Genomic DNA, 26893 nt, shown 5'->3' on the forward strand with positions numbered 1-26893 from the left:
AAACCAGCATCAAGAGGTATTAATTATCAGCAATGATGGCAAAGTCAGCGGCTAATTGCTGCATATTCACCGTGGGTATCTCGCCCATGGTGTGCTCTGCCTTAAATATCGCCTGTAAATGACCGGCTGGATTCACCAGAATAATAGCTGCACTGTGATTAACGAGATAATCGGTAGCACCTTCATCGGGAATGGAATACATCAAGCCCAGATTGTTCACAAATGGATACAGTTGTGGATGTTCAGCGCGAACCCCAAAAAATTCTGGGCCAAAAAACTCCGTATAAGCCGCAATGCGTTCGACATCGTCGCGCTGTGGGTCCACTGAAATCATCCAAACCTTTACCGGGGTATCCGTGTGCTGTTGCAGGCTAGGCATGATTTGGCGCAAGTCAGCCATGGTGGTGGGGCAAATATCTGGACAAAAAGTGTAGCCCGTAAACAACAGCGTCCACTGTCCTTGCAGGCGCTCGTTCGTTACTTGACTACCATCGCTGCCCTGTAGCGTAAATGGCTGTAGTTGTCGTGCTGGTTCGTACACTAAGGCTTGGGGTTGCGCTTGTGGCAAACTATTGTAAATCACCAACCCCGCGACCAAGGCTACTAAAGCCACTGCCGTTGCCACTAATCTTTGCATTTTATCTTTTCCTATCGCTGAAAATTAAAACGAACTCATAGGAGGTAATACCAAGTAGTGGTCTACCAACAACAGCACAAACAAAATCATTAAATGCCAAATAGAAAACTTAAACATACTAAAGGCAGTATGCTGTTGCGGAGCAAATTTGAGCTTCCATGCATACACCAAAAACCAAAGACTCAAGACTGTGGAGCCAATCAGGTAAATTACCCCAGACATTCCTACTAAATAGGGTAACAAGCAGACCACGCCTAATAAAATGGTGTACAGCAGGATGCAGGTTTTGGTGAATTCAATACCATGAGTCACAGGCAGCATCGGAATTTCAGCTTTGGCGTAATCCTTGGCTCGATGCACGGCTAACGCCCAAAAATGCGGTGGGGTCCAGGTAAAGACAATCATCACCAGCAAAATCGCAAAGGGATGGATCTCATTGGTGACTGCGGTCCAGCCCAATAGCGGAGGCGCTGCTCCGGCAAGGCCGCCGATGACGATATTTTGTGGCGTGGCCCGTTTTAAATACATGGTATAGATAAAAGCGTAACCAACTAAGCTAGCTAGCGTCAGCCATGCGGTGAGCATGTTGACCCAAACTGCTAACACCACAAAACCTAACACCCCAATAACAGCAGCAAAGGTTAGCACGCGTTTGGGGGAGAGGGCGCCCGAGGGTAACGGCCGTCGTAACGTCCGCGCCATCCGCGCATCGATGTGGCGGTCCACCAAATGATTTACCGCTGCCGCTGAAGCCGACATTAAGCCAATACCGACCAGTGCCGGCACCAGCACCTGCCAAGCAACCCAAGTTGGCGTGGCTAAGGCCATGCCTACCAAGGCCGTGAGTAGCAGCAAGAGCACTACGTTGGGTTTGGTTAACGTAAGGTAATCACGCCACGAGCTGGATTTCTTATAGGTTGCTGCCAAGTCTTGGCTGGCGTCTTTGATACTTGCATGTTCTGCCATCTGGTTCTCCTTACTCGCTTATTGTTGTTTTATGCGTTGCGAGCAATTTTATAATTTAGCCCAACTAAGCTAAGAAGCAACAAGGCTCCTACTAAGTTATGCGCTACGGCTACCTTTAACGGTAGCATAAAAATAACATTACTAAAGCCTAGTGCTAATTGCACCACTAAGGCAACGGCAACCCAAGTTAGCGCACGGCGCATCACTTTGGATTGAGCTTTAGCAAAACCAAACCACAACAGTAGTGCCACTACTACCGTTGTCACATAGGCACCAAGCCGGTGAGCTACATGCATGGTCATGCGTTCAGCATAGTCATGAGCGCCGTATTGATAGGTTTGTGCTTCTGGAATACTAAAAGCTCCGGCTACGTCTAAACGTTCGGTCCAGTTGCCTTCGCAGAACGGCAGGTCGGTACAAGCAAGTGCCGCATAGTTAGCGGCAACCCAGCCACCAAGTGCGATTTGGGCGATGACCACAAGCAAGGCTAACGCGGCTAATCCGGCGAGTTTGCGCATGCCAGCATCGCCCATAGGCATATGGATGCGTTGTAACCTTAGGTGCAACAAATAGAGCAAGCTAAGGGTGCTAAAGCCGCCTAATAAATGCCCCATAACAATCAATGGCTGCAAATTCATGGTAACTGTCCACATCCCCAGCGCTGCCTGAAATATGACCAGGGCGAGCAGTAGCAACGGCAGTTTAACCGGTTGTTCTGGATGTTTACGAACGCGAACCAAGGCACTGATGGCTATTGCTAGAATAAATAAACCCAAGCTGCCAGCGGCATAACGGTGAATCATTTCGTTCCAAGCTTTTTGAGTTTCTAACGGTGCATCAGGAAAGGCTATGGCAGCCTGCTCTGCACTTTTGGGGACCGTTAATTCACCGTAACAGCCAGGCCAATCAGGGCAGCCTAAACCCGCATCAGTAAGACGCGTGTAGGCACCAAGTACAATCACCACTAGGGTCAGCAATAAGCTAAATTTAACTAAGGCCCGCATGCTATCACCCTATCTTTGAAAGTTTTAACAAGGTACGCAAATCGGCCAGGATGTTTTTAGCCTCGGTGCGCATGGCTGATTCATCGGCATGCGTTGGGTAATAAAGGACAATATTTCCCAAGGGATCGATGATAAACAAGTGCTGATCTGGGATGCTGGCAACAGCTGCCGCTAACTGACTGTCGACCACAGCTTGCACTAATGGCGTTTGTTGTAAATCGATGCTCGGCGCTTGGGCGCTGATCATGATTGGGGTAACTCGTTCAGTCTCTTTGCCTAAGGCTATATCAAGCTGATTAATGGCATACAAGCCCTGTTGGCAACCGGCACCGCAATCTTGCTCGGTGCGCATGGCTACCCGCCATCCTGCAGGCAAGCGCTGGTTTAGTTGGTTCAGTTCGATGGGCGGCACTAGCATAGTGCCTTTATTGGTAACCGCCCCTTGATACCAGTTTTGGTCTAGTACCAATTTGGCGCCAATCACCGGAATAAGAAAGGCAAGTACAACGCCTATTAAGGTGGCTCTGGATTTTTTAACAGTACTCATGGGCATTCCTTATTATTTTTCTTTTTATTGGAACGTGCAGCTATAGTAAACACAATCAAGCAAGCTAATGCTAGTGAAAACCACTGCAATGCATAAGCTTGATGTTTGGCGGGCGACATCACTTGAGGTTGCCAAGCACGTGGCCAGCCCCAGGCTTCGCTTTCTGCTAATAACAACTGCCGATCGGCTAAGGGGAGGCTGAGCAGGTTTGTCAGTGCGGTTGGGTCGAAGCGTTGAATACGGATCAGCTCGGTTTGAGCGGCATTTGTTGCTGCCTCAGTAACTACGTGCTCAGATAAGCGAAATCCGCCAAGGCTGGGCGTATAAACGAGTCCGCTGATATCCATGGGTCGGGTCGGCAAGCTCAATGCTGGTAGTTGACTGCGATCACTGCCCGCCGCTACCCAGCCTAGACTAACGCCGATCAAACGAGTGGCCGCAGCAGGTTCAAATAAGCCGATCACTTGGTAGCCCACCTGACCTTGCCATACCTGATTATCCAACAGCAAAATGGGCGCGGGCAAAAAGCGGCCACTAATAGTAACGGGTTGATACTGCTCTAAATCCTGCAGTTGCTCGATAGATTGCAGTGGCACGGGAGTTTGCTGTTGAGCTTCACCTTGTTGAAATTGGTCAAACAGCTGTTGTTTTTCTGCGGCACGTTGCAGCTGCCAAAATCCTAGCTTGACCAATAGTGCAATTGCTAGCACAGTTAAGCCCATGCCAAGCCACATCGACTTACGCATAAGCGTGCGCCACTGGAGCAAAAATAATGGTTATAGCTGCAAAAATCATTCTGGTACTACTCATGTTATTTATGGTCGTAAACCTCATGCGGGCTTTGTTAGCCATGCTCAGAAACGACCCTACCAAACCACCAATGACGCACTATTTGGGGCGTCGCGTGTTATTCTCGGCGATTGCCCTAGTGATTATTGTGGTACTACTGGGGTCTGGTGTATTAGCACCAAACCCAAGACCGTACTAGGCACATGGCCCAGTACGGTAACTTGCTTTAAATGACATAAACAAAGATAAACAAACACACCCAGACCACATCCACAAAGTGCCAGTACCAACTGGTAGCTTGGAATGCAAAATGGTTATCTGGGGTAAAGTGACCTTTCAGAACTCGGAAAAACATCACGATTAACATGATGGTGCCCAGAGTAACGTGCATGCCGTGGAAGCCCGTCAGCATGTAGAAGGTGTTACCGTACACTCCAGAGGATAAAGTTAATCCAAGATCTTGGTAGGCGTGAACATATTCGGCACCTTGTAAATACAAGAAGATACAGCCCAAGACGATGGTAATCCCCAAAAACAACGTGAGTTGCTTGCGGTTATTCTTTTCTAAGCCAACATGCGCAAAATGACAGGTAAAGCTAGAAATCACCAAAATAATGGTGTTGTACAAAGGTAAACCCATCCAGCCCATAGCTTGTGTGGTGGTGCCCCCCGGAGTTTCCGTGAGCGGCCACATAGCCTCAAAGCCTGGCCATAGCACTTCGTTGGTCATGGCATTGTTGCTGGCGCCGCCTAACCACTCCACGGCAATGACGCGCGCGTAGAAAAGAGCACCAAAGAAAGCCGCAAAGAACATAATCTCAGAAAAGATAAACCAGCTCATGCCTTGACGGTAGGAGTGGCCCAGCTGTGGACTGTATAAACCGCCCATAGATTCGTTAATTTGGTCGCGGAACCAACCAAATAACATGATTAGCATGACGGCGATGCCGCCCCAAAGTACATTGCTACCCCAGCCATCAACCGTTTCGTTTTTCATATCGATGACGGTATGGCCAGCGCCAAAGGCTATTAATCCTAGCCCAATTGCGCCAACGATAGGCCAAGGGCTGGAAGCTGGGACATAATATTTTTCGTGTTGTGTTGCCATAACTCTTCCTCAGTCTGCTGGTTGCTCAATGCTCGCCAGCACATCAGGCGTTGCATGGGCTGTCATATCGTACATGGTGTATGACAAAGTTAAGGTGTGAATATGATCTGGAATATCAGGGTCTAGGTAAAACTGCATCGGCATAACTGTTTCTGCACCAGCAGCTAACGGCTGCTGGTTAAAGCAAAAACATTCGGTTTTATTTAAGTACAAACCGGCCTCACCAGGGGCTACTGACGGAATTGCCTGCGCCACCATATTATTACCAGTGAGGTTATGCGCTAAAAAGTTCACCACTTTGGTTTCGCCAGGGTGCACCCGTACCGATTTCACTTCGGCTTCAAAGCCCCATGGCATCCCTTTGTTTACCCGCGTTAGAAATTGCACATTCACTGTTCGTGAGGTGTCCACACTGCGGGTATTCGCCATTGCTTGTTCGTTCTTGGTGCGACCGTTAAAGCCGGTAATGTCACAAAAAACGTCGTACAGGGGCACTAATGCAAAACCAAACCCAAACATACCTACGACAATAAACAGCAGTTTGCGTACTACCCGTGCATTGTCTGCACGGGGTACTTTGGTGACTGTTGGTTCGGGCTTTTGCATGATTACTTCACCTCAGGTGGGGTCTCAAAGGTGTGATAAGGCGCTGGTGAAGGTACTGTCCACTCCAACCCTTCGGCTCCTTCCCAAGGTTTGGCAGGGGCCTTCTCGCCACCTTTAACACACTTAATCACCACCCATAAGAAAATCAACTGGGAGAGGCCAAACGCAAAGCCACCGATACTGACAATTTGGTTAATATCAGCAAATTGTAGTGAGTAGTCAGGGATACGCCGCGGCATACCAGCCAAGCCAGCAAAGTGCATGGGGAAGAACAGCACGTTAACTGAGATCAACGAGCACCAGAAATGCAAGCGCCCAAGCTTCTCGTCGTACATGTGGCCAGTCCATTTAGGTAGCCAATAGTAAGCCGCTGCCATGATGGAGAAAATCGCACCACTCACTAAAACATAATGGAAGTGAGCCACTACAAAATAAGTGTCGTGGTATTGAAAGTCGACCGGGGTAATAGCCAGCATTAAGCCCGAGAAGCCGCCAATGGTGAACAGAATCACAAAGGCTAAAGCAAATAACATCGGGGTTTCAAAAGTGATCGAACCGCGCCACATGGTGGCAACCCAGTTAAATACTTTCACCCCAGTAGGCACCGAGATCAGCATGGTTGCATACATAAAGAACATTTCGGCTGCTACCGGCATACCGGTGGTGAACATATGATGCGCCCAGACCAGGAAACTGAGTATGGCGATAGCTCCGGTGGCGTACACCATGGACGAGTAACCAAACAGCGGCTTACGTGCAAATGCTGGGATAATCGCCGAAATAATACCGAATGACGGTAAAATCATGATGTAAACTTCTGGATGCCCGAAGAACCAGAAAATGTGCTGGAACATGACCGGGTCGCCGCCCCCGGCAGCGTCAAAGAAGCTGGTACCAAAGTATTTATCCGTCAACACCATGGTCACCGCTCCTGCGAGCACTGGCATCACAGCTATCAACAGGAAAGCAGTGATGAGCCAAGTCCAGACAAACAGCGGCATCTTCATGTAATTCATCCCGGGTGCACGCATGTTCATGATGGTTACTATCACGTTGATGGCGCCCATGATGGATGAAATACCCATGATGTGCACAGAGAATACAAACAGAGCCGTTGAATCGCTACTGTAAGTGGTGGAAAGGGGAGCATAGAAGGTCCAACCAAAAGCGGGGCCGCCGCCTTCCATAAATAGCGAGGCTAGCAAAATAGCGAACGCAAAAGGTAGGATCCAGAAACTCCAGTTATTCATCCGAGGTAACGCCATATCTGGCGCACCAATCATCATCGGAATCATCCAGTTAGCTAATCCGGTAAAGGCTGGCATCACCGCGCCGAATACCATGATCAAGCCGTGTACTGTGGTCATCTGATTAAAGAAGTGCGGATCTACCAACTGCAATCCAGGTTGGAATAACTCGGCGCGAATAACCATCGCCATCGAGCCGCCTACTAAAAACATAATAAAACTGAACCATAAATACATAGAGCCTATGTCTTTATGATTGGTGGTAAATAGCCAACGGGTAATTCCCGACGGCGCGTGGTGGTGATGATCTTGGTGATCCATCTCGCCAACAACTGTGCTCATAGCCGGGTCTCCTTAATTATTCTTATATTCGTTAACATCGGCGGCTTGTACTAAATCGCCAGTGCTGTTGCCCCAAGCATTACGCTCGTAGGTGATGACCGCGGCCAACTCACGAAGGCTTAGCTGGTTACCAAAGGCTTGCATGGCGGTGCCATTCTTACCATTCACCACAATATCAATGTGTGCGGGTAAATCGTTGAGCACCATATCGGTGCCGACTAAGCTTGGAAAAACACCAGGAATACCTTGACCGTTAGGTTGGTGACAAGCAGCGCAGTTACCTAAGTACACGCTTTCGCCAAGTTGCATAAGTTCGGCTTCGGTCATCGACATGGCCAGTAAGCGTTGCTCTTCAGCTTTGGCTTGCTTCGCGATCTGCTCCTGCTCGGTAATCCACGCGTCGTATTCGGCCGGCTCTTTAGCAATAACAACCACCGGCATAAAGCCATGGTCTTTGCCGCACAGCTCAGCGCATTGGCCACGGTAAATACCGGGTTCATCTACTTTGGTCCAAGCTTCATTAATAAAGCCGGGGTTCGCGTCCTTCTTCACTGCGAAATCAGGTACCCACCAAGAATGGATAACGTCATCTGAGGTGATAAGGAAGCGGACTTTCTTACCCGTAGGAATAACTAATGGCCGGTCAACTTCAAGCAAGTAATTCTCGCCTTTATCAAGACGGTTATTGATCTGCTCTTGTTGAGTAGCTAGGAGGCTGAAGAATTCAACGTCGTGGTCAAAATACTTGTAATGCCACTTCCATTGCGAGCCAGTAACTAACACGGTAACGTCAGATTCACTGGTGTCTTCCATAGCAATGAGCGTTGACGTTGCTGGAATAGCCATACCTATCAAAATCAAGAAGGGGATGACCGTCCAAGCAATCTCAACTTTCACGTTTTCATGGAAAGTGGCTGGTTTAACCCCCTGCTTTTTGCGGTGGGCTATCATGGACCAAAACATGGTCCCAAAAACTAAGAGACCTATCACACAACAGATATAAAAAATGGTCATGTGTAAGTCATAGACGCGATTACTTATCTCAGTAACACCTTGAGTTAAGTTCAATTGCGACGATTGTGCGCTTGCAGCAAATGGAATGCTCGCAAGTAAGCTAGTGATGAGTCTCGTTCTCACGCGACAGCTCCTCTCATTCTTCCGACGCGGTAACCGCGATTACACCGAAGTGCTTGCCTGAAGAACAAAGAGGTGAGTAGAAAAAGGAACAGCATTTCCTTCGAAAATCGCTTTCCCCACTAACCCTTTGTTGTTGTGTATCAATATTTGTTTTTATTTATTGTGTTAGCAGTTAATGCCTGATCAAAATACCACCTTCTGCACAAATTGCCACCGCAAAAGTTAAGATTTTTTTCATTTAAGGATAAAAAAAGGGCTGCCATCACGGCAGCCCTATCAAATCCTTCACGGCAGATTTAGTGGAGTGGGGTACGTGAAGGTTGTTCATCAAAGATGAAACTGTGGGTATGGCTAACTTTACTTGCCATTTTTAAACGTTGCTGAGTACGCGGTGCTAATTCACCTAACCAGCTTAAAACAATGCTGCTAGTGCCTGCGAGTAGGGCTTGTTCAGTTGCCCATTCGCGCTCGTCTTGATTGCGTCCGCAGACCCATCGAATGCGGGTACGACTGATCCCGGCTGCAACTAATTTTTCTACGACATCTCTTGTCGCACCGATAACAGTCACCCATTGGTGAGAACGTAATGACAGGGCGTGTAAACGCGGCAACAAGGCCTCTAAGGATGAACTTGTTGCAGTTGCTTCAAGCTCACTAGCCCAAGTATCAGGTGTTACTTCGTGGACTGCTGATAACATATCGTGGTGATAAAATTTGTTTCTCATAACCATGCTCCATTGCGAATCACGCCTACAGCTAACCCTTCAATCGTAAAAAACTGTGAGGTTAAATCGACTTTAATCGGGGCGAACTCATCGTTTTCGGGATGTAGGAAAATAACATTGCCGCGTCGTTCAAAGCGTTTCACCGTCACCTCATCTTCAACGCGAGCAACCACTATTTGGCCATTACGAGCTTCTTGAGTTTTGTGAACCGCTAGTAAGTCGCCATCGAGAATACCGATATCTTTCATGCTCATACCGTTAACGCGTAACAGGAAATCAGCCGCCGGGTGAAACAGGTTTTGGTCAACCTGAACGTGACTCTCAACGTGCTCCTGCGCCAAAATAGGTTCACCTGCGGCTACTTGACCAATCAGTGGTAAACCGCTTGGAGCTTCGTCTTCTGCCTCCATTAACTGGATACCTCGAGACATGCCAGGCATCATCTTAATCACGCCTTTTTTGGCTAATGCTTTCAAATGCTCCTCGGCTGAATTAGCGGAACGAAAACCTAAACGCTCAGCTATCTCAGCACGGGTGGGTGGCATACCAGTGGCATCGATATTGTCTTTGATTAAAGTCAGAATTTGCTGCTGACGAGGTGTTAACGGACGCATATGTTTACCTGTTTATCTATACAGTAGTACTGTGAGTATATACAGGTGTTTTGGAATCGCAACTTTTTTGTGCAATTTTTTTCTATCAGACAAATTCAAACAACAATGATATTCTTTAAGGGTTTCATTTTGTCGAGGAAGGTTCATGAGTCTAAAAGGCTTTTGGCGCAGCCTGTTGCACTGGCCAGTGCGTTGGTTAACACGCTTTGAGATTATTGTTGATGAGTCGGTACAAGGGCTAAAGGGCAGCGACCACGTGGTGTATGTGATGCGCAGTGTGTCCAATGCCGACTTATTGGTGGCCCAACGAGCGTTGCGTGCAGCGGGCTTACCTGACCCTACCCAGCCGTTATTGTTAAACGGTAACGAGTATGCGCGGGTCATGTATTTAGATCAGACCGACCAGCATAGTGCCCAACAGGCGATTAAAGATTTCGAACAGTTGCTTAATGCCCATCAACAGGATCGAAGCTTGGCGGTTTCCTTGGTGCCAGTAGGATTATTTTGGGGGCGCCAAGCCGGTCAGGAGCGACGGCAGGGGCGCACCATGATTGCAGATGTGGATAACCCAGGGCATTGGCGTAAATTTTGGCTGGTGCTGTTCTCGGGTCGGCATATTCTGGTGCGTGGCAGTCGGCCGGTGCAATTGCAAGAGATGGCCGAACAGCGCGGTAGTACCAAACATCTAGCGCACAAGCTGGCAAGGGTAGCACGCGTTCATTTTGTCCGGATGCGCCATGCAGTTGCAGGGCCAAAGATGACGGAACGGGCGGTGGTGATTCAAGACCTCCTGGATACGCCAGCGTTACGCCAAGCCATCGCTGATGAGGCGAAGAGCAAAAAGCAAACCGAAGCACAAGCGCGTAAGACTGCTGAAAAATACTTGCATGAAATAGCTGCTAACTATAACGATACCTTAGTGCGTCTTTTAGACCGCTTTATGACCTGGTGTTGGAGTCGTATTTATAACGGGATTCATGTGGATGGCGGCGAGCGTATTCGCGAGCTGGCGCAAGCCGGGCATGAGGTGATCTATGTGCCGTGTCACCGTTCGCACATGGATTACCTGCTGTTAAGTTACGTGATTTATAAAGAAGGTTTGGTGCCGCCGCACATTGCTGCGGGGGTGAACTTAGACTTTTTCCCGGCGGGTCCTATTTTCCGCCGTGGCGGTGCTTTTTTCATCCGCCGTAGCTTCAAAGGCAACAAACTTTACTCGACGGTGTTTCGTGAATACTTGAACCGCTTGTTCCAAAAGGGCTACCCAGTAGAATATTTTACCGAGGGTGGGCGCAGTAGAACCGGTCGTTTGTTACCCCCTAAAACAGGTATGGTCGCGATGACCATTCAAGGCATGTTACGTGGTCAACAGCGTCCGATATCCTTGGTGCCTGTGTACTTAGGCTACGAGCATGTGATGGAAGTGGGTACTTACTTAAAAGAGCTTAAAGGTAAGTCCAAAGAGAAAGAATCCGTATGGCAGGTGCTGAGTAGTTTGCGTCATTTACGCAATTTTGGCCAAGGCTATGTCTCCTTTGGCGACCCTATTAACCTTGGTGATACCTTAGATAAATTGCAGCCGAACTGGCGTGAATCTATTACGTTGGGTGCCGAGGAGCCATCGCGGCCCCAATGGTTAACCCCAACCGTTAATGTGTTGGCTGATGAAATCATGTGTCGAATCAATAATGCGGCGGCGTTGAATAGCATTAACTTGTCGGCGCTAGCCATTCTCAGCTCTGAGCACCATGCGTTAACTCGTGAAGAACTGATTGGGCAACTGGACTTATACACAGATATTTTGCGCCATGTGCCTTATAGCAAGGATGCCTATATTCCAGACCAAACGGGTGCTGAATTGTGGGAGCTTGCGAAACGTCACGATAAGTTTGTGGTAGAAGCCGATACCATGGGTGAATTGATTCGCCTAGACGGCACCACGGCCATCGCCATGACCTATTATCGTAATAATATCATCCACATGGTGATCGTGCCTGCAATCGTGGCCGCCTATGCGATGGGACACAAGAGGTTTGGTATCGCGGGCTTGCAGGCCTTAATAAAACAACTACAGCCCTTATTGCGCGATGAACTCTTTTTGAGTCATCCAGAACAAGATATCGAGCTTTGGGTAGCCGCATTATTAGAGCATTACGTACAGATTGGTTTGTTAACCAACGAGCAAGACTGTGTTTATGGCGTACCTGCACGTGATTCGCAGCGTTATTTCCAATTGGTACTCTTGGCCCGCAGCGCCAGTGAAACCTTGCAACGCTATGCTATTGTGTTGGAGCTATTGCAGCAAGCGCAGCCAATAAGTCGTAGCGATTTAGAGCAGCATGCAGTGACGCTGGCGGAACGTTTGAGTGCCATTCATGGGGTTAATGCGCCAGAGTTCTTTGATCGAAAAGTACTGACAACCTTGGTTGCGACCATTAAGCGTGAGGGTTACATCAGCGTTAATACCGACGGCATGTTGTTGGCTGATGCGCGGGTAGGCTTGTTCAGTGATGCCATCGATGTGTTGTTAGAACCTACTGTGCTGCAAACCATTAGGCAATCGGTGCAACAACTGTTGATGCAGGCGGATACCTCCACCAGCGAGTAAAAAAATGCGCAAGCTCGGTGCAGACCGGGCTTGCGCTAGCTTAGCTTGAACCTAAAAACTTAAAACCAGTACTCGAGCGCGACCGCCAGCGTAAGAATCCAGCCTACATGATTGTTGTGTAAAAAAGCCTTAAAGCAGGCATCAGGCTCTCGCCACCAAATCATCTTTTGCTGCCACAAAAACAGTACTGCCACGATACTTAACCCCAGCCAGTAGGCTAATCCATAAGCTAGTTCGATGCCTAGCCACAACAGTAGCAACAAAGTAATCACTTGCAGACTAAAAATCGCCAGCTTATCAAAACCAGCAAACAAAATAGCTGTAGATTTTACCCCAATCTTCAAATCATCAGGTCTATCTGCCATGGCGTACTCGGTATCGTAGGCAACCGTCCAAGCGATATTGGCGAAAAACAGCAGCCAAGCCACCAAGGGTAAGCCTTGCTCCAACGCGGTAAAGGGCATCAGCACGCCAAAACTGAAGGCAATACCTAGCACTAATTGGGGCAGCTGAGTAAAACGTTTACAGAAAGGATAGAGAGTAGCTACGGCAACAGCAGCGATACTTAGTAAAATAGTCGCTAAATTAAATTGCAAAACTATCAGTAGAGCGATGAACAACAAGCCCACAAACAAAACGATCGCCTGCCAAGGTTTGATAGCCCCCGTTGCTAGCGGTCGTTGTTTAGTACGAGTGACATGACCATCTATGTGGCGATCAGCGTAATCATTAATGACACAGCCGGCCGAACGCATCACAAACACACCCAGCATAAACAACACCACCACTTTTAACGGAGGATTACCGTTACCAGCAATGAACAAAGCGATTAACGTAGGCCAACCTAACAGTAAGGTGCCAATGGGGCGGTCAGCACGCATCAGCTGCCAGCTTGCCCGCGCCAACGAACGCATGTTGGTCATGTTAACTTCCCCTTGATGAACTAGCAGATAACGCCAACTGAGCAGGTATAGAAGCGCCAATAAACACTTCTGCTACCAGCACTTGTTGTTGTGCTGCAGTAAAGCAACTGCGGCGTCCCCATAACTGTTGGCGAGCAAAACCGAGTTGTTGATTGAGGTCACTGACTACCGAGTTATCGGCAAAGCAGCAGACCTCAATCGCGCTGCGCTGCAGATCCGGTTGGGCAAACAGATGCGCCCCTAAGGGTTTATCGCCAAGCTGGCCTAGTTGTAGCTGCTTGGTATCCATGGCGCTGGCAGGAAAAACACTACGCGCAAACACCCAAGGCTGGCCATCGCAGCACAACAGCACCTCACGGATAATCGCATGTTCGCCGGTTAGATCGGTGCCCAGCCAAGTGGCTTCATCGGCACGAATGATACCTGGTTGCTGGCCGATAACGATAACCTGAAAATCACTGCTATGCTGTTTGAGTTTGGCGGTAAGGGATTGCGGGTCTTGTAACCAACTATCGAGCTCAGCATGCTGGCTTAGGTGTTGGGCCTCGGCCTTGCACCAGTTCGCTTGTTGCGCCACCCCAATCACCGGAAAGTTAACCCCATTTGGAAGTAAAAACCCCATATTAAAACCTTATTTGGTGCTGAAACGGCTTAGCCACTGGATCAGTGCACCAACCAATAAGCCACTGACTAAACCTGCGGTGTGGGCGGTGTTAGCAACATTCACCCAAAGTAAGTCGGTGTAGCCTAACAGCAGCCAAGCCAACATAAAGATGATTAATCCACGGGGTAGAAAGAGCGGGTGGCGAGGACGATTCCATGCAACCACCACGGCTAGGCCAAAAAGACCATAAACCACACCCGATAAACCGCCAAAATACGGGCCACTTACCATAAACTGTGCAGTGTTAGAGACCAGCGCCACGCAAACGTAAGTTAAAATCAGCCATTTAGAGCCATAATAGCGCTCAAAACGGCCGCCTAAATACCACCACCAAAACACGTTAAACAAGATATGCATGGCACTAAAGTGCAGTAATGCCGGGGTTAACAAGCGCCAAGGCTGAGCCCATGGCAGTTGCTCAAACGAATCGGGATTATAGAGCAGGGCGCGTAATATCGGCTCTTGCAGCGCATCGACTTGTAGCCCTGCAAAAACCAGCACTACTAACAGTGCATAGCCCGCAGTAAACCAACCACTTTGTTGCAAGAGTTGCTTGAGCAAACTGGGGTTGGCATGACTGTTTGCGGAAGGAGTGTGCGCCGGTTCGGCTTGATCAAGTAGCTCTGGATGATGCTTAAGCTCTTGCAACAGCGCCTTCGCATGCGCACTGTAACTCGCCACGGTAAGCCATAACTCTAACTGGCTACCATGTTCGCTGACGGTGACTGGAACGCCGCGCTGGCTTAAGAACCGGTAGGTTTTGGCCATTAACTCAGCATCTTCAGTACTCATCAGCTTTTGCATTTAACCGCGCTCCATAGCCTCAGGATATTGTTGGCCCCATGCCGTCATGCCACCATCAAGGCTACTGACGAACTCAATGCCTTGGCCAGCCAAATACTGGGCGGCACCTTGGCTACTGTTACCATGGTAACAAACCACTACCACCTGTTGCTCGTCATCTAACTGCTGCAAAAACTCATTGAGGCTGGCATCAGTTAAATGCACAGCCCCTGGGATATGGCCCATGGCGAATGAACGCGCATCGCGAATATCGGCGAATGCCGTGTTGCCCTGCTGCCATAATTGGTGCGCGGTAGCACAGTTGATACGCGTAAATTCTGCCATAGTAAGCTTAACTCCAATCTAAAATGACTTTACCGGATTGACCCGACGTCATGATATCAAAACCTTGCTGGAAGTCAGCAACCGGCAAACTATGGGTTAGAATAGGTGATAAATCTAGCCCTGATTGCAGTAAGCTGGCCATTTTGTACCAGGTTTCAAACATTTCGCGGCCGTAAATACCTTTAATAACTAACCCTTTGAAAATCACTTGGTTCCAATCGATAGCAACGCTTTGTGGTGGGATCCCAAGCATGGCGATTTTGCCACCATGGTTCATGGTTTCTAGCATTTGTGAAAATGCCGAAGGCACCCCTGACATTTCAAGACCTACGTCAAAGCCTTCTTTCATGCCTAGTTCTTGCATCACATCGCGCAAATTTTCTTTGCTGACGTCAACGGCACGAGTTGCGCCCATTTGCTTCGCTAGATCTAACCGGTACTGGTTAACATCGGTGATCACCACGTGGCGAGCCCCAACATGGCGGGCAACGGCCGCGGCCATAATACCAATGGGGCCTGCTCCAGTAATAAGCACGTCTTCGCCGACTAAATCAAAAGCAAGTGCGGTGTGGACAGCATTACCAAAAGGGTCGAAGATAGCCGCTAAATCATCGCTGATATCGTCGGGTAATTTAAAGGCATTCTCGGCTGGAATCACCAAGTATTCAGCAAAAGCACCCGGACGGTTAACGCCAACGCCTACGGTATTGCGGCATAAATGCCGACGTCCGGCACGGCAGTTACGGCAGTAGCCACAGGTGATATGGCCTTCGCCCGATACGCGGTCACCTTTGGTAAAACCACGCACGCCATCACCCATGGCTTCAACGACACCAACGTATTCATGGCCAACCACCATAGGTACTGGAATGGTTTTTTGTGACCACTCGTCCCATTTGTAAATGTGTACGTCAGTACCGCAAATAGCGGTTTTCTTGATCCGAATAAGGAGATCGTTGTAACCGTATTCAGGTTGTTCAACCTCGGTCATCCAAATGCCGGGTTCTGCATGTAATTTAGCGAGCGCTTTCATGGGCAAAACTCCTTAAATAATTCCGAGGTCTTTACCAATACGGGTAAAGGCATCAATAGCACGGTCAAGCTGCTCACGAGTATGGGCAGCATTCATTTGCGTACGAATACGAGCTTTACCACGCGGCACCACAGGGAATGAGAAACCGACCACGTAGATACCTTCCTTAAGCATCCGGTCAGCCATTTCTGAGGCCAAGCGGGCATCACCAATCATCACTGGAATAATGGCATGATCTGCACCGCTCAAAGTAAAGCCAGCCGCAGTCATTTGCTCACGGAAGTAATTAGCGTTGTCCCAAAGTTTCTGGCGTCGCTCATGGCCTTGCTCAAGCATCTCAAGTACGCGGATAGAGGCTTGCACAATCGCAGGAGCCACTGAGTTAGAGAACAGATAAGGACGCGAGCGCTGACGCAACCAATCAATCACTGGCTTTTTACCTGAGGTGTAACCACCTGAAGCGCCACCCAATGCTTTACCGAGGGTGCCGGTGATAATATCAACGCGGCCCATGACCTCGCAGTACTCGTGAGTACCTTTACCGTTAGCACCTAAAAAACCTGTGGCATGACAGTCGTCCATCATCACTAGGGCGCCATATTCATCGGCTAAATCACAAATGCCCTTAAGGTTGGCAATCACGCCATCCATTGAGAACACACCATCGGTGGCTACCAGAATGTTACGAGCGCCGTCGGCTTTTGCTTGTTTTAGTTGAGTTTCAAGGTCGGCCATATCGTTATTTTTGTAACGATAGCGCTTCGCCTTGCTCAATCTAATTCCATCAATAATCGAGGCATGATTAAGCTCGTCACTGATGATCGCATCTTCGGGGCCCATGAGGGTCTCAAATAAGCCGCCATTGGCATCAAAGCATGATGAATAAAGAATGGTATCTTCGGTACCTAAGAACTCACTCAATTTGGCTTCTAATTGCTTGTGAATGTTTTGGGTACCACAGATAAAACGCACCGATGCGGTACCAAAGCCGTGTTCATCTAGACCTTGCTTTGCCGCCGCAATCAGTTCAGAATTATTGGCTAAACCAAGGTAGTTATTGGCGCAGAAGTTAAGTACGGACTCGCCGTTACCTACTTCGATTTCAGCGTCTTGATCGCCTAAAATGATGCGTTCGTTTTTGTACAAGCCTTCGTTTTCAAGCTCTACGAGCTGGGCTTCAAGCTGTTGATAAAAATCGTTCTTCATGTAATTCTCCGTGGTTCGGACTGATTCATGGATTTATGTTGCATAGTTTACCTGATCTACAGGGGGCTGCGCATCCTCATTTATGCAACGGGAGATAATTGATGCATAAACGCGCTATTTACCCAGGCACCTTCGATCCTATTACGAATGGTCATGCGGATCTGATTGAACGGGCAGCAAATTTATTCAGTGAAGTGATTGTAGGCGTTGCCAACAGTCCTAGCAAAAAGCCGATGTTCTCATTAGCAGAACGAGTAGCTTTGGTACAGCAAGTCACAGAGAATTTGAACAACGTTACGGTTGTTGGTTTTAGTGGTTTGTTGGTTGATTTTGCTAAAGAGCAGGGCGCTACTGTACTTATTCGTGGGTTGCGTGCGGTTTCAGATTTTGAGTATGAATTTCAGTTAGCCAATATGAATCGCCGGCTGTTTCCGGGCCTAGAAAGTGTCTTTTTGACGCCCGCTGAAGAGAATTCTTTTATCTCTTCAACGTTAGTGAAAGAAGTCGCTATTCATCATGGCGATGTCCGTCAGTTTACCGATAGTCGTGTCGCAGCAGCTTTAGAACAGCAAGTTAAACTGCGCGATCAGGCAACCAATCAGAATTAACTAGATGAATCATCGTTAAGGCTCTAGTGAGCCTTAACGCTCGATAAGCTCCAACTGAACAGCTTAAAACGCAACATCCACGAATACCCAGAGCAATAGTAGCGGGCACACGACCCGTAAGTGCCAGAACAGCAAACGATACTTCAACTGCTGTTGGGCAAGTTCACGTAAGCGATTGCTGCGCTGCCATAACCAACCCAACACAATAAAATAAAACAGCCCAGACAGCGGCAATTGGAACTGAGTAACATAGGTCACCACCCAGTTGAAGAGTGGCTCAAACCAAATCACCAAAGCACTACCGATGACGGCTATCAGCGCAGCAATAATCCAAGCTGCTTGGCGTCGTGACAGCTGGTGTTGCTCGATGGCATAGGCAATGGGCACTTCCGCAGTAGCAATCGTTGAGGTCAGCGCAGCAATACTGAGTAGCGCAAAAAAGGCAAAGCCTAGCCAAGCTCCGGCCGTACCTAATTGAGCAAACAATTGCGGCAAGATTTGAAAGATCAACTGGCCTTCTCCAATCAGTTGGTCGCCCTCTGCAACGCTGAGCCCTTGTGCCATAGCGACATATAACGCAGGAATGATCAGCAACCCGGCTAGAAACGCAATCAGTGTATCCAGCCCTGCCACCCCAAAGACTAACTTGCCGATACGGGTGTCTTTAGGCAGGTAACTCCCATAGATCATCATGCCGCCCAAGCCGATCGACAACGAGAAAAACGCTTGTCCCATCGCTGCGACAATCAGCCCCGGTTGTTTTAATGCGGATAAATCAGGAATTAAGTAGGCCGCTAAACCAGTGCTAGCACCGGGCAACGTAAGAATGTAGGCAATGAGACTCAGTAGTAGAAGCACCAACACCGGCATTAAACGCCGTGACCAGCGTTCGATACCTTGTTGCACGCCCTTAATGACAATCCCAAAAGTAAGACTAATAAAGGCAAACATCAGCACCAAGTCGCGACTATGACTACCGGTTTGCAGCCACTGGCTTAGTTGGTCTAGGTTGAGCGCAAGAGCGAGCGACGCTAACCCCTGCGCCAACATCCAAGCGGCGACTAAATGGTAAAAACTCAGCATCAAGATGGCGCCACCGACATTCAGGTAGCCCATACCGGCACCGGCCGCAGCACCCACTCCAGCGGGGCGTTGTGCCAAGCTGCGTAAGGCTTGCACGGGGTTGGCTTGAGCCGCATGGCCCAACGAGATTTCGGTATAAAGTGCTGGAATAGCGAGAATTAATACCACTAACAAATAGACCAACAAGAACACGCCGCCGCCATGATTAGCCACTTGGGTTGGAAAGCCCCAAATATTGCCAAGCCCTACGGCAGAGCCCGCGGCTGCAAGAATAAAGCCTATTCTGGTATTAAAAGCATCACGTATCATAATCACAACTATAGGTTGGCAAGTTGGCACTCTAGCGCCACTTAGGAATTAAAAAGTTAGCAAAAACTCAGCCATTCTAGCCCCTATGACATAGGTTAGACTATTATTTTTGAGCATTTCGGGTTAAAATCTCGCCCCACGAATTGTCGTTAATTTAAGCTAAACTAAACCCGCAGGAGTTCAGCCCATGACTGATCTGGATTTAAGCCAATATGGCATCACAGACGTCAGTGAAATCGTACACAACCCTTCGTACGATGTTTTGTTCGAAGAGGAAACGCGCGATGACCTTCATGGTTACGAAAAAGGAACCGTCACTAAACTAGGCGCAGTTGCCGTTGATACCGGTATTTTTACTGGTCGCTCGCCGAAAGATAAATACATCGTTCGTGACGAAACAACCAAGGATACGTTGTGGTGGGCTGATCAAGGCAAAAACGACAACAAAGCTATTTCACCAGAAATCTGGGCCGATTTAAAGCAGACCGTAACCACTCAGTTATCAGGTAAGCGTCTGTTTGTAGTAGATACTTTCTGCGGAGCTAACGAAGACACCCGTTTAGCGGTGCGCTTTATCACAGAAGTTGCTTGGCAAGCCCATTTCGTAAAAAACATGTTCATTCGTCCAAGCGCAGAAGAACTAGCTAGCTTCAAGCCAGATTTTGTGGTGATGAACGGTGCTAAATGTATCAATGCGAAGTGGCAAGAGCACGGTTTGAATTCTGAAAACTTCGTGGCTTTCAATTTAACTGAACGTATTCAGTTAATTGGTGGTACATGGTACGGCGGCGAAATGAAGAAAGGTATGTTCTCAATGATGAACTACTTTTTACCATTAAAAGGTATCGCATCAATGCACTGTTCAGCCAACGTGGGTGAAGCCGGTGATGTTGCGATCTTCTTCGGTTTGTCAGGTACCGGTAAAACCACCTTATCGACGGATCCGAAACGCCAGTTAATCGGTGATGATGAGCATGGCTGGGATGACGATGGGGTGTTCAACTTTGAAGGCGGCTGCTACGCAAAAACCATCAATTTATCTGAAGAAGCCGAGCCAGATATCTATCGTGCGATTCGACGCGATGCGTTGTTAGAAAACGTCACTGTTTTAGCTGATGGTACTGTTGATTTTAATGACGGCTCAAAAACTGAGAATACTCGGGTTTCTTATCCAATTCATCACATCGATAACATCGTTAAGCCAGTTTCTAAAGCTGGTCATGCTAAGAAAGTTATCTTTTTGACTGCGGATGCCTTTGGCGTATTACCACCGGTCTCTAAGTTAACCAAAGAGCAAACTGAGTATTACTTCTTGTCAGGCTTTACCGCTAAATTAGCGGGAACTGAGCGTGGCATCACTGAACCGACCCCAACTTTCTCTAGTTGTTTTGGCGCAGCCTTCTTGTCGTTGCATCCAACTCAATATGCTGAAGTTTTGGTCAAGCGTATGGAAGCTGCCGGCGCAGAAGCCTACTTAGTCAATACTGGCTGGAATGGTACTGGTAAGCGTATTTCTATCAAAGCGACCCGCGCTATCATTGATGCTATTTTAGATGGCAGCATTGAAGATGCTGAATTTGTGCAATTGCCATACTTTAACTTAGCCATGCCAACGGCATTAGCTGGGGTTGAAGACAGCAATATTTTAGATCCGCGCCACACTTATAGCGACGTGATTGAATGGGATTTAAAAGCTAAAGATTTAGCACAGCGTTTTGTCGCGAACTTTGAGAAGTTCACTGATAACGCTGAAGGCCAAGCCTTGGTTGCTGCTGGCCCGCAGCTATAACATGTAAGCCAGTGCCTATAGCTGGCTTAAACGTAAAACAACTCAGCTTGTCTTTGGTATGAGACCTGTCTTACCGAGACAAGCTGAGCTTTTAAATAAAAAGCTTTCTTCGCTCTGACCGCTTAAACCTCATAGCCTCAATAACTACTACTGACCACGCAATTACGGCCACCATGCTTAGCTTTATAAAGGGCATTATCTGCATGCTGAATAAGCTCTACTGCAAGCGCAGAAGTTGATTTACTCGAAGCCGCTGCAAGTTCTGGGGTTAGGACAGCCGTACCTAGACTTAAGGTTAGGTTAAGTTGTAGGTTAGTAAAACTATGATTACCTACATTGACACGAATGCGTTCGGCCAGCTCAGCCACTTCTTTACTGTTAGTTTGGGGACAGATAATCAAGAATTCTTCACCGCCCCAACGCCCCAGAATATCTGCTTCGCGCACGTTATTACGCAACAGCTTAGCTAGCTCAATCAACACTTGATCACCCACCAAATGACCAAATTCATCATTAATTAATTTAAACAAATCGGCGTCAATCATGATCACTGCCAGCGGTTGCTGTTGGCGTTTTGCTTGCGATACTAAGTGCCCTAACATGTGATCTAGGTGCGAGCGATTATAAAGCTCAGTAAGCCTATCGGTAGTGGCCAACAAAGTGAGTTGTTTATTTTTATCTTCAAGAATGATTTGGGCCGCCGCCCGGGTGCGTTCATGATGACGGATGGTCATCACCAAAAAAGTGGTCGCTAAAGTGATATTAAAAAGGCTGGCCAAGTTAAATGAATGCTCTGACCATTCAGGTGCACGCCATAGTAGAAAGCCTATTACGTAACTGAAAAACAAAAGATTGATATAAATAGCCTGGCGCCCACCAAGCAAAAAGAAAGACAGCGATGGCACAATCGTCAGCCAGTAATAAGAATAGTTGCGGCCTTCAGCTACATGCAAGTAGACCAATAAAAAGCTAATGATCAAACCTACCGTAAGCTGCCCGGCTAAACGAATGTTAAGCGTACTTTTGGTATAGCGTTGAACTGCGGTAACCAAAACTGCTGCCACTAAGTCCACCAGAGCCATATCGAACAGCAATAGCACTAAACTGTTTAGGAGCACAAAAAAGACAAAATAAACCTGTAAAAAGGCAAGCACAGCTTGTAATAGCTGTACTTGCCGATACCGTAAATCTTCAGGTTCAAACTGATGCGGAATCACCCACCAACTAAGGTAACTTTTGATTGCATCCATGGTGAGTGATCCTTGTCTTAGCCGTTAAAGATTATCAGCGTGCGGTAATTCATGCGCTGGCGCTTCTTTACCACCATCTACTAAAAAGTGTTGCATCCAACGCATCAAACGCATGGAGTAGTCTAGCTGCGCTGCAACGCGACGGTTACCATGGCCTTCGCCCGGATACAGCACTAACCGCACAGGAACTTTGCCATGGGTCTTCAGGTAACGGTAGAGCTCCATCGACTGACTGGGATGAACTCGCGTATCTTCTTTACCGTGCATAATTAAAATCGGTGTGCGAGCTTTTTCGGCGTGGTAAATAGGGCTGCGCTCTAGGTACCATTGCCATTTTTCCCATGGGTAGCTACGGGCGTGCACGGCGTGCATTTCTTTGGCGATATCGGTGGTACCGAACTTAGAAATGTTATCGCTGATACCTACAAACATCACGCTTGCGGCGAAGTGTTCAGTTTGTGCTGTGGCACCCCACGCAGAGGCAAAGCCGCCGTATGAGCCACCGGTGATACCGACTTTTTTGGCATCTACTAAGCCCATCTCAACCAAATGGTTTTTGCCATCAACTAAATCGTCAAATTCCTTACCGGCATAATCGTTCTGGCCAAGTTTAGAAAACTCAACGCCACGACCTGTGCTACCACGATAGTTCGGGAAGAATAATGCAAAGCCCTGCTGGGCAGCGTATTTTACCGGGCTGCCATAACGATCCAACCAACCATCGCTGTAATGGGCCTCAGGACCGCCGTGTACGACCATAATCAGCGGGTACTTGGTGCCTTTTTTGTAATCAGTTGGATACACCACAATGCCTTCAAGCTCTAAACCATCACGAGCTTTGTAAGTGATGGTTTCTTGGCGTGGCAGGGTAATATCAGCTAGCCATGGGTTTGAATCGGTGACGCGTTGAAGCTGTTGGTTACTCAAACGAAACAATTCAGTTGGGTGTTCAGCACTGTGGGCGCGAATGAGAATATCGTTCTGGCCTGGCGCTGCTTCAATATCTACGGCAATCAGCTTACCTGGCTCGAGTAGGGTACGGCTTTCGAACCACTGCATGGTAAGTGCTTGCACCTCACTTTGAGTGCCACGATGACCTAACCAAATCAACTCATCATTTTTACGCCAAGCAATGTCTTGCACGTGGCCTTGATAATCAGGCAGTACATCTTTGCGTTCGTTGTTTTTGCTGGTGTCATAAACGTACAAGCGGCCACTTGCTGGGTCGTTGTAGTCGGCCGCTGCAATCACAGCTAAATAACGTCCATCCGGAGAGAACTCAGCTTTGCCAAGTTTTCCTTCTGACGCAAATGTGGAGACAGGCTTGCCAGCATAATCGATTAGCTGGTACTGACTACTCATGTAGTTGTCATCAACCAAGGCCGTAGGTGCTGTACGTACTAACAACTGCTCACTGCCAGGACGGAATGCCACCGAAAGAACTTGCTGATTATCCGTCACTTGGACTGGCTCAACAGTATCTGCTTGAGTGTCAACTAACCACGCGTGAGTAAAGACATGTTGTTCTTCATAAATTTCTGCGCGAAAGCCTTTCTTAGCTAATTTGCTCTTGTTTTCATCAGCTTTGGTTTGCGCTCTAAAAGCAACATAACGGCCATCAGCGCTAATGCTGTAGCTATAAATGTTGTTTACATGGCTTACCACCTTCTGGGCTTCACCACCGGTGGTTGCCATACGGTAGAGGCTAGTATGCTTGTCATCACCACGCTTCGCTAAGAAGTACAGAGTTTGACCATGAAAACTAACTTGGCTGAAGCTTTCTTTACCGGTAATGAAAGGCACCTTAGTATCACCCAGCACTGTGTAGAGCGCTTGATAAGAACCACCATCATCATCTTTGTATGGGGTTCTTGGGGTGACTTGAGTGTAGGCGGCAAGTTGGCCATCTGCGGCAAGCACGGCGCTGTTAACCGAACGTACCGTGATGGTTTCAGTTAATGAGATATCACGTGCCATGGCTGGTAACGCAAGGGTTGCCGTCAATAGCACCAGGCTAAGTCGTCGCAACATGGAATACTCCTTGGTGGTTGTTATTGTAAATTTCGCCTCATATTAACAGTAATTTTATTGACTTCACAAAAAATCACGCCAATCTGTAGGTTATCGTGCGATAAATGGACTCTTTATGACCGACCAGCTACTTATAGGTGCAATTTTACTTGCGGCCTTGGCACTTTTTATTTGGGATAAATGGCGTTACGACTTGGTCGCTATGTTGGCTTTGTTAGCCGCTGCAGTGTTTGGCTTAGTGCCGGCTGCAGAAGTATTTACTGGGTTTGGAAATCCTGCCGTGATCACGGTAGCGGCGGTACTTATTATCAGTCATGCCATGTGGCGCTCAGGGGTGGTAGATGCCCTGGCTTCTTTGATGAAGCGGGTGGGCGATAACAGCTTTTTACAAATGGTGGCGTTAACGGGGCTAACCACCCTATGCTCTGCCTTTATCAGCAATACAGGCACCATGGCTATCATGATTCCGGTAGCCTTACAGTTATCTCGAAGCGGTTTAGGCCATGCTTCAAAAGTGCTGATGCCAATGGCGTTTGGCTCGCTGTTAGGCGGTACTATTACCATGATAGGTACACCGCCAAATATTATCATCGCCGACATTCGGCAAGCAGCCTTGGGCACTAGCTTTGGGATTTTTGATTTTACCCCTGTTGGCCTCACCTTAGCCTTGGTCGGGCTGGTATTTATGTGGATCTTCAGTCGTATTTTGGTACCTAGCAGTGGTAGCCGGAATGCGGCCAATTCGCCCTACGATATGAGTTCGTACTTAACTGAACTTTACGTGCCAGCTGGAGCTGCGCTCATTGGTGAAACCCTGTATGAATTTGAAACTAAAATCAAAGATAGCTTTGCGGTAGTGGCGGTGAAGCAGGGGAAACAAGTGATTACTGCGCCGCCACGCTATTACCGCATTAAAGAAGAAGATGTGTTAATCGTTGAAGCCGACACTGAAACCCTTCAGAAAATTATCGATGCGACGGGTTTTGAACTCAATGCAGATGAAGAATTAGATCAACGATTTTTGGTGTCCGATGATATTCAAGTGGTAGAAGGTGTGGTGGGCCCTGACTCGCGGCTGATTGGTCGCTCGGCAGCGGATTTACGCATTCGTCACCGCTTTGGCGTCAATATTTTGGCTGTTGCTAGGCAGGGGCAGCCAGTAAAACCTAACTTAGCAAATATTCGTTTTAAGCCCGGCGATGTGTTGCTACTTCAGGGCGATGCCGAAGTGCTTGCCGATGTGTTTCGGCGGTTCGGTTGTTTCCCCTTAGCACAGCGCAGTATGCGCATCGGAGGTACCCGCAAACTATTTACCCCACTGATTATCTTTGCGGTAGCTATTGTTTTGAGTGCGCTTGGTTGGCTGAGTGTGCCGGTCGCCTTCACCGCTGCTGCTGGCGCAATGGTATTTGCTAATATTATTCCGTTGCGGGAACTCTATGAAAATATCGATTGGCCGATCGTCGTGTTGCTGGGCGCTACTATTCCGCTAGGGTCTGCGTTGGAGCGTAGTGGTGCTGCGGCCACCTTGGCCGATTGGGCGTTACATATCAGTTCAGGTGCCCCCGCTGCGGTAGCCATGGTGGTGCTCTTAATAGTGACAGTGGCACTCTCTAATGTTGTTAACAATGCGGCTGCCGCGGTATTGATGGCACCGATAGGGCTAAGCATGGCCAGTACTTTAGGGGTCTCGGCCGATCCTTTTTTAATGGCAGTGGCCATAGGAGCGGCGCTACCTTTTATGACACCGATAGGGCATCAATCAAATATCCTCGTGATGGGACCGGGCGGTTATGCTTTTGGTGATTATTGGAAGCTTGGGTTACCGCTTACGTTGTTAATTATTGCTGTCGCCGTGCCGCTTATTCTTTGGGTATGGCCGCTGTCCGCGTAGCTTCTGCACCACGGGCAATGATGCGTAGCTGATGAATGGTTTGTTCGGTAAGCCGCTGGCGCTCTTTGCTATCAGCATCGAGCGCATCGGCGCCGACACTAAATACGATACGGACAATGGCATCAGCTTGCAGTTCGGCTAGTTCACGCGTAAATTTTTGCTCATCTACCAAATAGTCTTCTAGCTCTGAGGTGAAGTGCTCAACTTCTCGCGCTACCGCCATCCGAAATTCACGCGAGTTGCCGGATTTTTCTTGCAGTAACAACCTAAAAATAGCCGTGTTATTGTTCACAAACTCCATAAAGGTGGTCACTGAGGCTCGAATAATCGAGCCGCCTTTGGCGATTTGCTGACGAGACTGACGCAATAACTGACGCAGTGTTAAACCACCTTCATCAACTAACGTTAAGCCTAGCTCTTCCATATTTTGAAAATGACGATAGAACGAAGTAGGGGCAATTCCGGCTTCCCGCGCAACTTCACGTAAACTCAAACTAGCATAGCCATGTTCGGCGCTTAACTGATTCATCGCTGCTTGAATGAGCGCGCGTCGGGTTTTTTCTTTTTGTGCAGCACGAATACCGGCCATGGTAATGTCTCTGATTATCGGTGATGGAATACTATAGAAGTGTCTTAAAAGTGATT

The 26893-nt window shown here is 48.2% G+C and carries 26 protein-coding genes; 5 read left to right on the forward strand and 21 right to left on the reverse strand.

Translation table 11 applies throughout. The features are described 5' to 3' along the window. Window positions 1-19 precede the first annotated feature (19 nt). From AB8S08_RS00985 to AB8S08_RS01005, 5 genes are read right to left on the reverse strand one after another with little or no spacing between them, the layout of a single operon-like run. Window positions 20-637 (reverse strand): SCO family protein, encoded by a 618-nt coding sequence (locus tag AB8S08_RS00985; RefSeq protein WP_369743098.1) that lies wholly within the window; start codon window positions 635-637, stop codon window positions 20-22. A gap of 24 nt (window positions 638-661) precedes the next feature. Next, a complete protein-coding gene (gene cyoE, locus AB8S08_RS00990; RefSeq protein ID WP_369743099.1) occupies window positions 662-1603 on the reverse strand; it encodes a heme o synthase in 942 nt (313 codons plus the stop codon). Window positions 1604-1632: 29 nt separating this feature from the next. Further along, entirely contained in the window at window positions 1633-2607 is a 975-nt protein-coding gene (locus AB8S08_RS00995; RefSeq protein WP_369743100.1) for a heme A synthase, read from the reverse strand. A 4-nt stretch (window positions 2608-2611) separates the two neighbouring features. Then, entirely contained in the window at window positions 2612-3154 is a 543-nt protein-coding gene (locus AB8S08_RS01000) for a hypothetical protein (protein ID WP_110076658.1), read from the reverse strand. Then, window positions 3151-3900 carry an SURF1 family protein gene (locus AB8S08_RS01005; RefSeq protein ID WP_369743101.1) on the reverse strand — a complete coding sequence of 250 codons (750 nt, stop codon included), beginning with the start codon at window positions 3898-3900 and terminating at the stop codon, window positions 3151-3153. Before AB8S08_RS01005 ends, AB8S08_RS01000 begins: the two co-directional genes overlap by 4 nt. A gap of 26 nt (window positions 3901-3926) precedes the next feature. Here AB8S08_RS01005 and AB8S08_RS01010 point away from each other — a divergent pair, with 26 nt between their 5' ends. Continuing rightward, entirely contained in the window at window positions 3927-4142 is a 216-nt protein-coding gene (locus AB8S08_RS01010) for a DUF2909 domain-containing protein (RefSeq protein ID WP_110076656.1), read from the forward strand. A 27-nt stretch (window positions 4143-4169) separates the two neighbouring features. On the opposite strand, the gene AB8S08_RS01015 is transcribed toward AB8S08_RS01010, so the two are convergent. From AB8S08_RS01015 to lexA, 6 genes are all read right to left on the reverse strand, one after another. Then, window positions 4170-5051 (reverse strand): cytochrome c oxidase subunit 3, encoded by an 882-nt coding sequence (locus AB8S08_RS01015; protein WP_369743102.1) that lies wholly within the window; start codon window positions 5049-5051, stop codon window positions 4170-4172. 9 nt (window positions 5052-5060) lie between these two features. Next, entirely contained in the window at window positions 5061-5657 is a 597-nt protein-coding gene (locus tag AB8S08_RS01020; RefSeq protein WP_110076654.1) for a cytochrome c oxidase assembly protein, read from the reverse strand. A 2-nt stretch (window positions 5658-5659) separates the two neighbouring features. Beyond that, a complete protein-coding gene (gene ctaD, locus AB8S08_RS01025) occupies window positions 5660-7246 on the reverse strand; it encodes a cytochrome c oxidase subunit I (protein ID WP_369743103.1) in 1587 nt (528 codons plus the stop codon). Window positions 7247-7258: 12 nt separating this feature from the next. Then, window positions 7259-8368 (reverse strand): cytochrome c oxidase subunit II, encoded by a 1110-nt coding sequence (gene coxB, locus AB8S08_RS01030; RefSeq protein ID WP_369744209.1) that lies wholly within the window; start codon window positions 8366-8368, stop codon window positions 7259-7261. A gap of 311 nt (window positions 8369-8679) precedes the next feature. Then, a complete protein-coding gene (locus tag AB8S08_RS01035; protein ID WP_313933221.1) occupies window positions 8680-9108 on the reverse strand; it encodes a hypothetical protein in 429 nt (142 codons plus the stop codon). Continuing rightward, entirely contained in the window at window positions 9105-9722 is a 618-nt protein-coding gene (gene lexA / locus AB8S08_RS01040) for a transcriptional repressor LexA (RefSeq protein ID WP_153827030.1), read from the reverse strand. Before lexA ends, AB8S08_RS01035 begins: the two co-directional genes overlap by 4 nt. A gap of 145 nt (window positions 9723-9867) precedes the next feature. Here lexA and plsB point away from each other — a divergent pair, with 145 nt between their 5' ends. After that, window positions 9868-12330, forward strand: a complete 2463-nt coding sequence (gene plsB / locus AB8S08_RS01045) for a glycerol-3-phosphate 1-O-acyltransferase PlsB (RefSeq protein ID WP_369743104.1) — start codon at window positions 9868-9870, stop codon at window positions 12328-12330. A gap of 59 nt (window positions 12331-12389) precedes the next feature. On the opposite strand, the gene ubiA is transcribed toward plsB, so the two are convergent. From ubiA to AB8S08_RS01075, 6 genes are read right to left on the reverse strand one after another with little or no spacing between them, the layout of a single operon-like run. Then, the gene (gene ubiA, locus AB8S08_RS01050; protein WP_369743105.1) at window positions 12390-13253 is read right to left on the reverse strand and encodes a 4-hydroxybenzoate octaprenyltransferase; all 864 of its coding nucleotides are present in this window, start codon (window positions 13251-13253) and stop codon (window positions 12390-12392) included. Window position 13254: 1 nt separating this feature from the next. Beyond that, on the reverse strand, window positions 13255-13875 hold the full coding sequence (locus AB8S08_RS01055; protein WP_313933219.1) for a chorismate lyase: 621 nt from the start codon (window positions 13873-13875) through the stop codon (window positions 13255-13257). A gap of 9 nt (window positions 13876-13884) precedes the next feature. Continuing rightward, entirely contained in the window at window positions 13885-14721 is an 837-nt protein-coding gene (locus AB8S08_RS01060; RefSeq protein ID WP_369743106.1) for a rhomboid family intramembrane serine protease, read from the reverse strand. Further along, window positions 14722-15045 (reverse strand): thiosulfate sulfurtransferase GlpE, encoded by a 324-nt coding sequence (glpE, locus tag AB8S08_RS01065; RefSeq protein WP_369743107.1) that lies wholly within the window; start codon window positions 15043-15045, stop codon window positions 14722-14724. Between the two features lie 7 nt (window positions 15046-15052). Further along, a complete protein-coding gene (gene tdh, locus AB8S08_RS01070; protein WP_110076645.1) occupies window positions 15053-16078 on the reverse strand; it encodes an L-threonine 3-dehydrogenase in 1026 nt (341 codons plus the stop codon). A gap of 12 nt (window positions 16079-16090) precedes the next feature. Further along, window positions 16091-17284 (reverse strand): glycine C-acetyltransferase, encoded by a 1194-nt coding sequence (locus AB8S08_RS01075; protein WP_369743108.1) that lies wholly within the window; start codon window positions 17282-17284, stop codon window positions 16091-16093. Window positions 17285-17385: 101 nt separating this feature from the next. Here AB8S08_RS01075 and coaD point away from each other — a divergent pair, with 101 nt between their 5' ends. After that, window positions 17386-17892, forward strand: coding sequence for a pantetheine-phosphate adenylyltransferase (coaD, locus tag AB8S08_RS01080; protein ID WP_153827026.1), 507 nt, complete (start codon window positions 17386-17388; stop codon window positions 17890-17892). Between the two features lie 63 nt (window positions 17893-17955). Here coaD and AB8S08_RS01085 read toward each other — a convergent pair whose 3' ends face one another. Next, window positions 17956-19290, reverse strand: a complete 1335-nt coding sequence (locus tag AB8S08_RS01085; RefSeq protein ID WP_369743109.1) for a sodium-dependent transporter — start codon at window positions 19288-19290, stop codon at window positions 17956-17958. Between the two features lie 181 nt (window positions 19291-19471). On the opposite strand from AB8S08_RS01085, the gene pckA reads away from it, so the two are divergent. Further along, the gene (gene pckA / locus AB8S08_RS01090) at window positions 19472-21073 is read left to right on the forward strand and encodes a phosphoenolpyruvate carboxykinase (ATP) (protein ID WP_313933213.1); all 1602 of its coding nucleotides are present in this window, start codon (window positions 19472-19474) and stop codon (window positions 21071-21073) included. 137 nt (window positions 21074-21210) lie between these two features. Here pckA and AB8S08_RS01095 read toward each other — a convergent pair whose 3' ends face one another. Together AB8S08_RS01095 and AB8S08_RS01100 are read right to left on the reverse strand one after the other, a co-directional pair. Continuing rightward, window positions 21211-22323 (reverse strand): diguanylate cyclase, encoded by a 1113-nt coding sequence (locus tag AB8S08_RS01095; RefSeq protein WP_369743110.1) that lies wholly within the window; start codon window positions 22321-22323, stop codon window positions 21211-21213. A gap of 24 nt (window positions 22324-22347) precedes the next feature. After that, window positions 22348-24354 (reverse strand): prolyl oligopeptidase family serine peptidase, encoded by a 2007-nt coding sequence (locus tag AB8S08_RS01100; protein WP_369743111.1) that lies wholly within the window; start codon window positions 24352-24354, stop codon window positions 22348-22350. Between the two features lie 115 nt (window positions 24355-24469). Between AB8S08_RS01100 and AB8S08_RS01105 the strand changes: the two genes are divergently transcribed. Next, a complete protein-coding gene (locus AB8S08_RS01105) occupies window positions 24470-26248 on the forward strand; it encodes an SLC13 family permease (protein WP_369743112.1) in 1779 nt (592 codons plus the stop codon). On the opposite strand, the gene fabR is transcribed toward AB8S08_RS01105, so the two are convergent. Further along, complete coding sequence (gene fabR, locus AB8S08_RS01110) at window positions 26217-26837, reverse strand: HTH-type transcriptional repressor FabR (RefSeq protein WP_369743114.1); 621 nt, start codon at window positions 26835-26837, stop codon at window positions 26217-26219. The genes AB8S08_RS01105 and fabR overlap by 32 nt on opposite strands. Between the last annotated feature and the right edge of the window lie 56 nt (window positions 26838-26893).

Origin of the sequence: Pseudidiomarina sp. PP-1MA (genome assembly GCF_041200125.1) — a bacterium.
GTDB lineage: Bacteria > Pseudomonadota > Gammaproteobacteria > Enterobacterales > Alteromonadaceae > Pseudidiomarina > Pseudidiomarina fusca.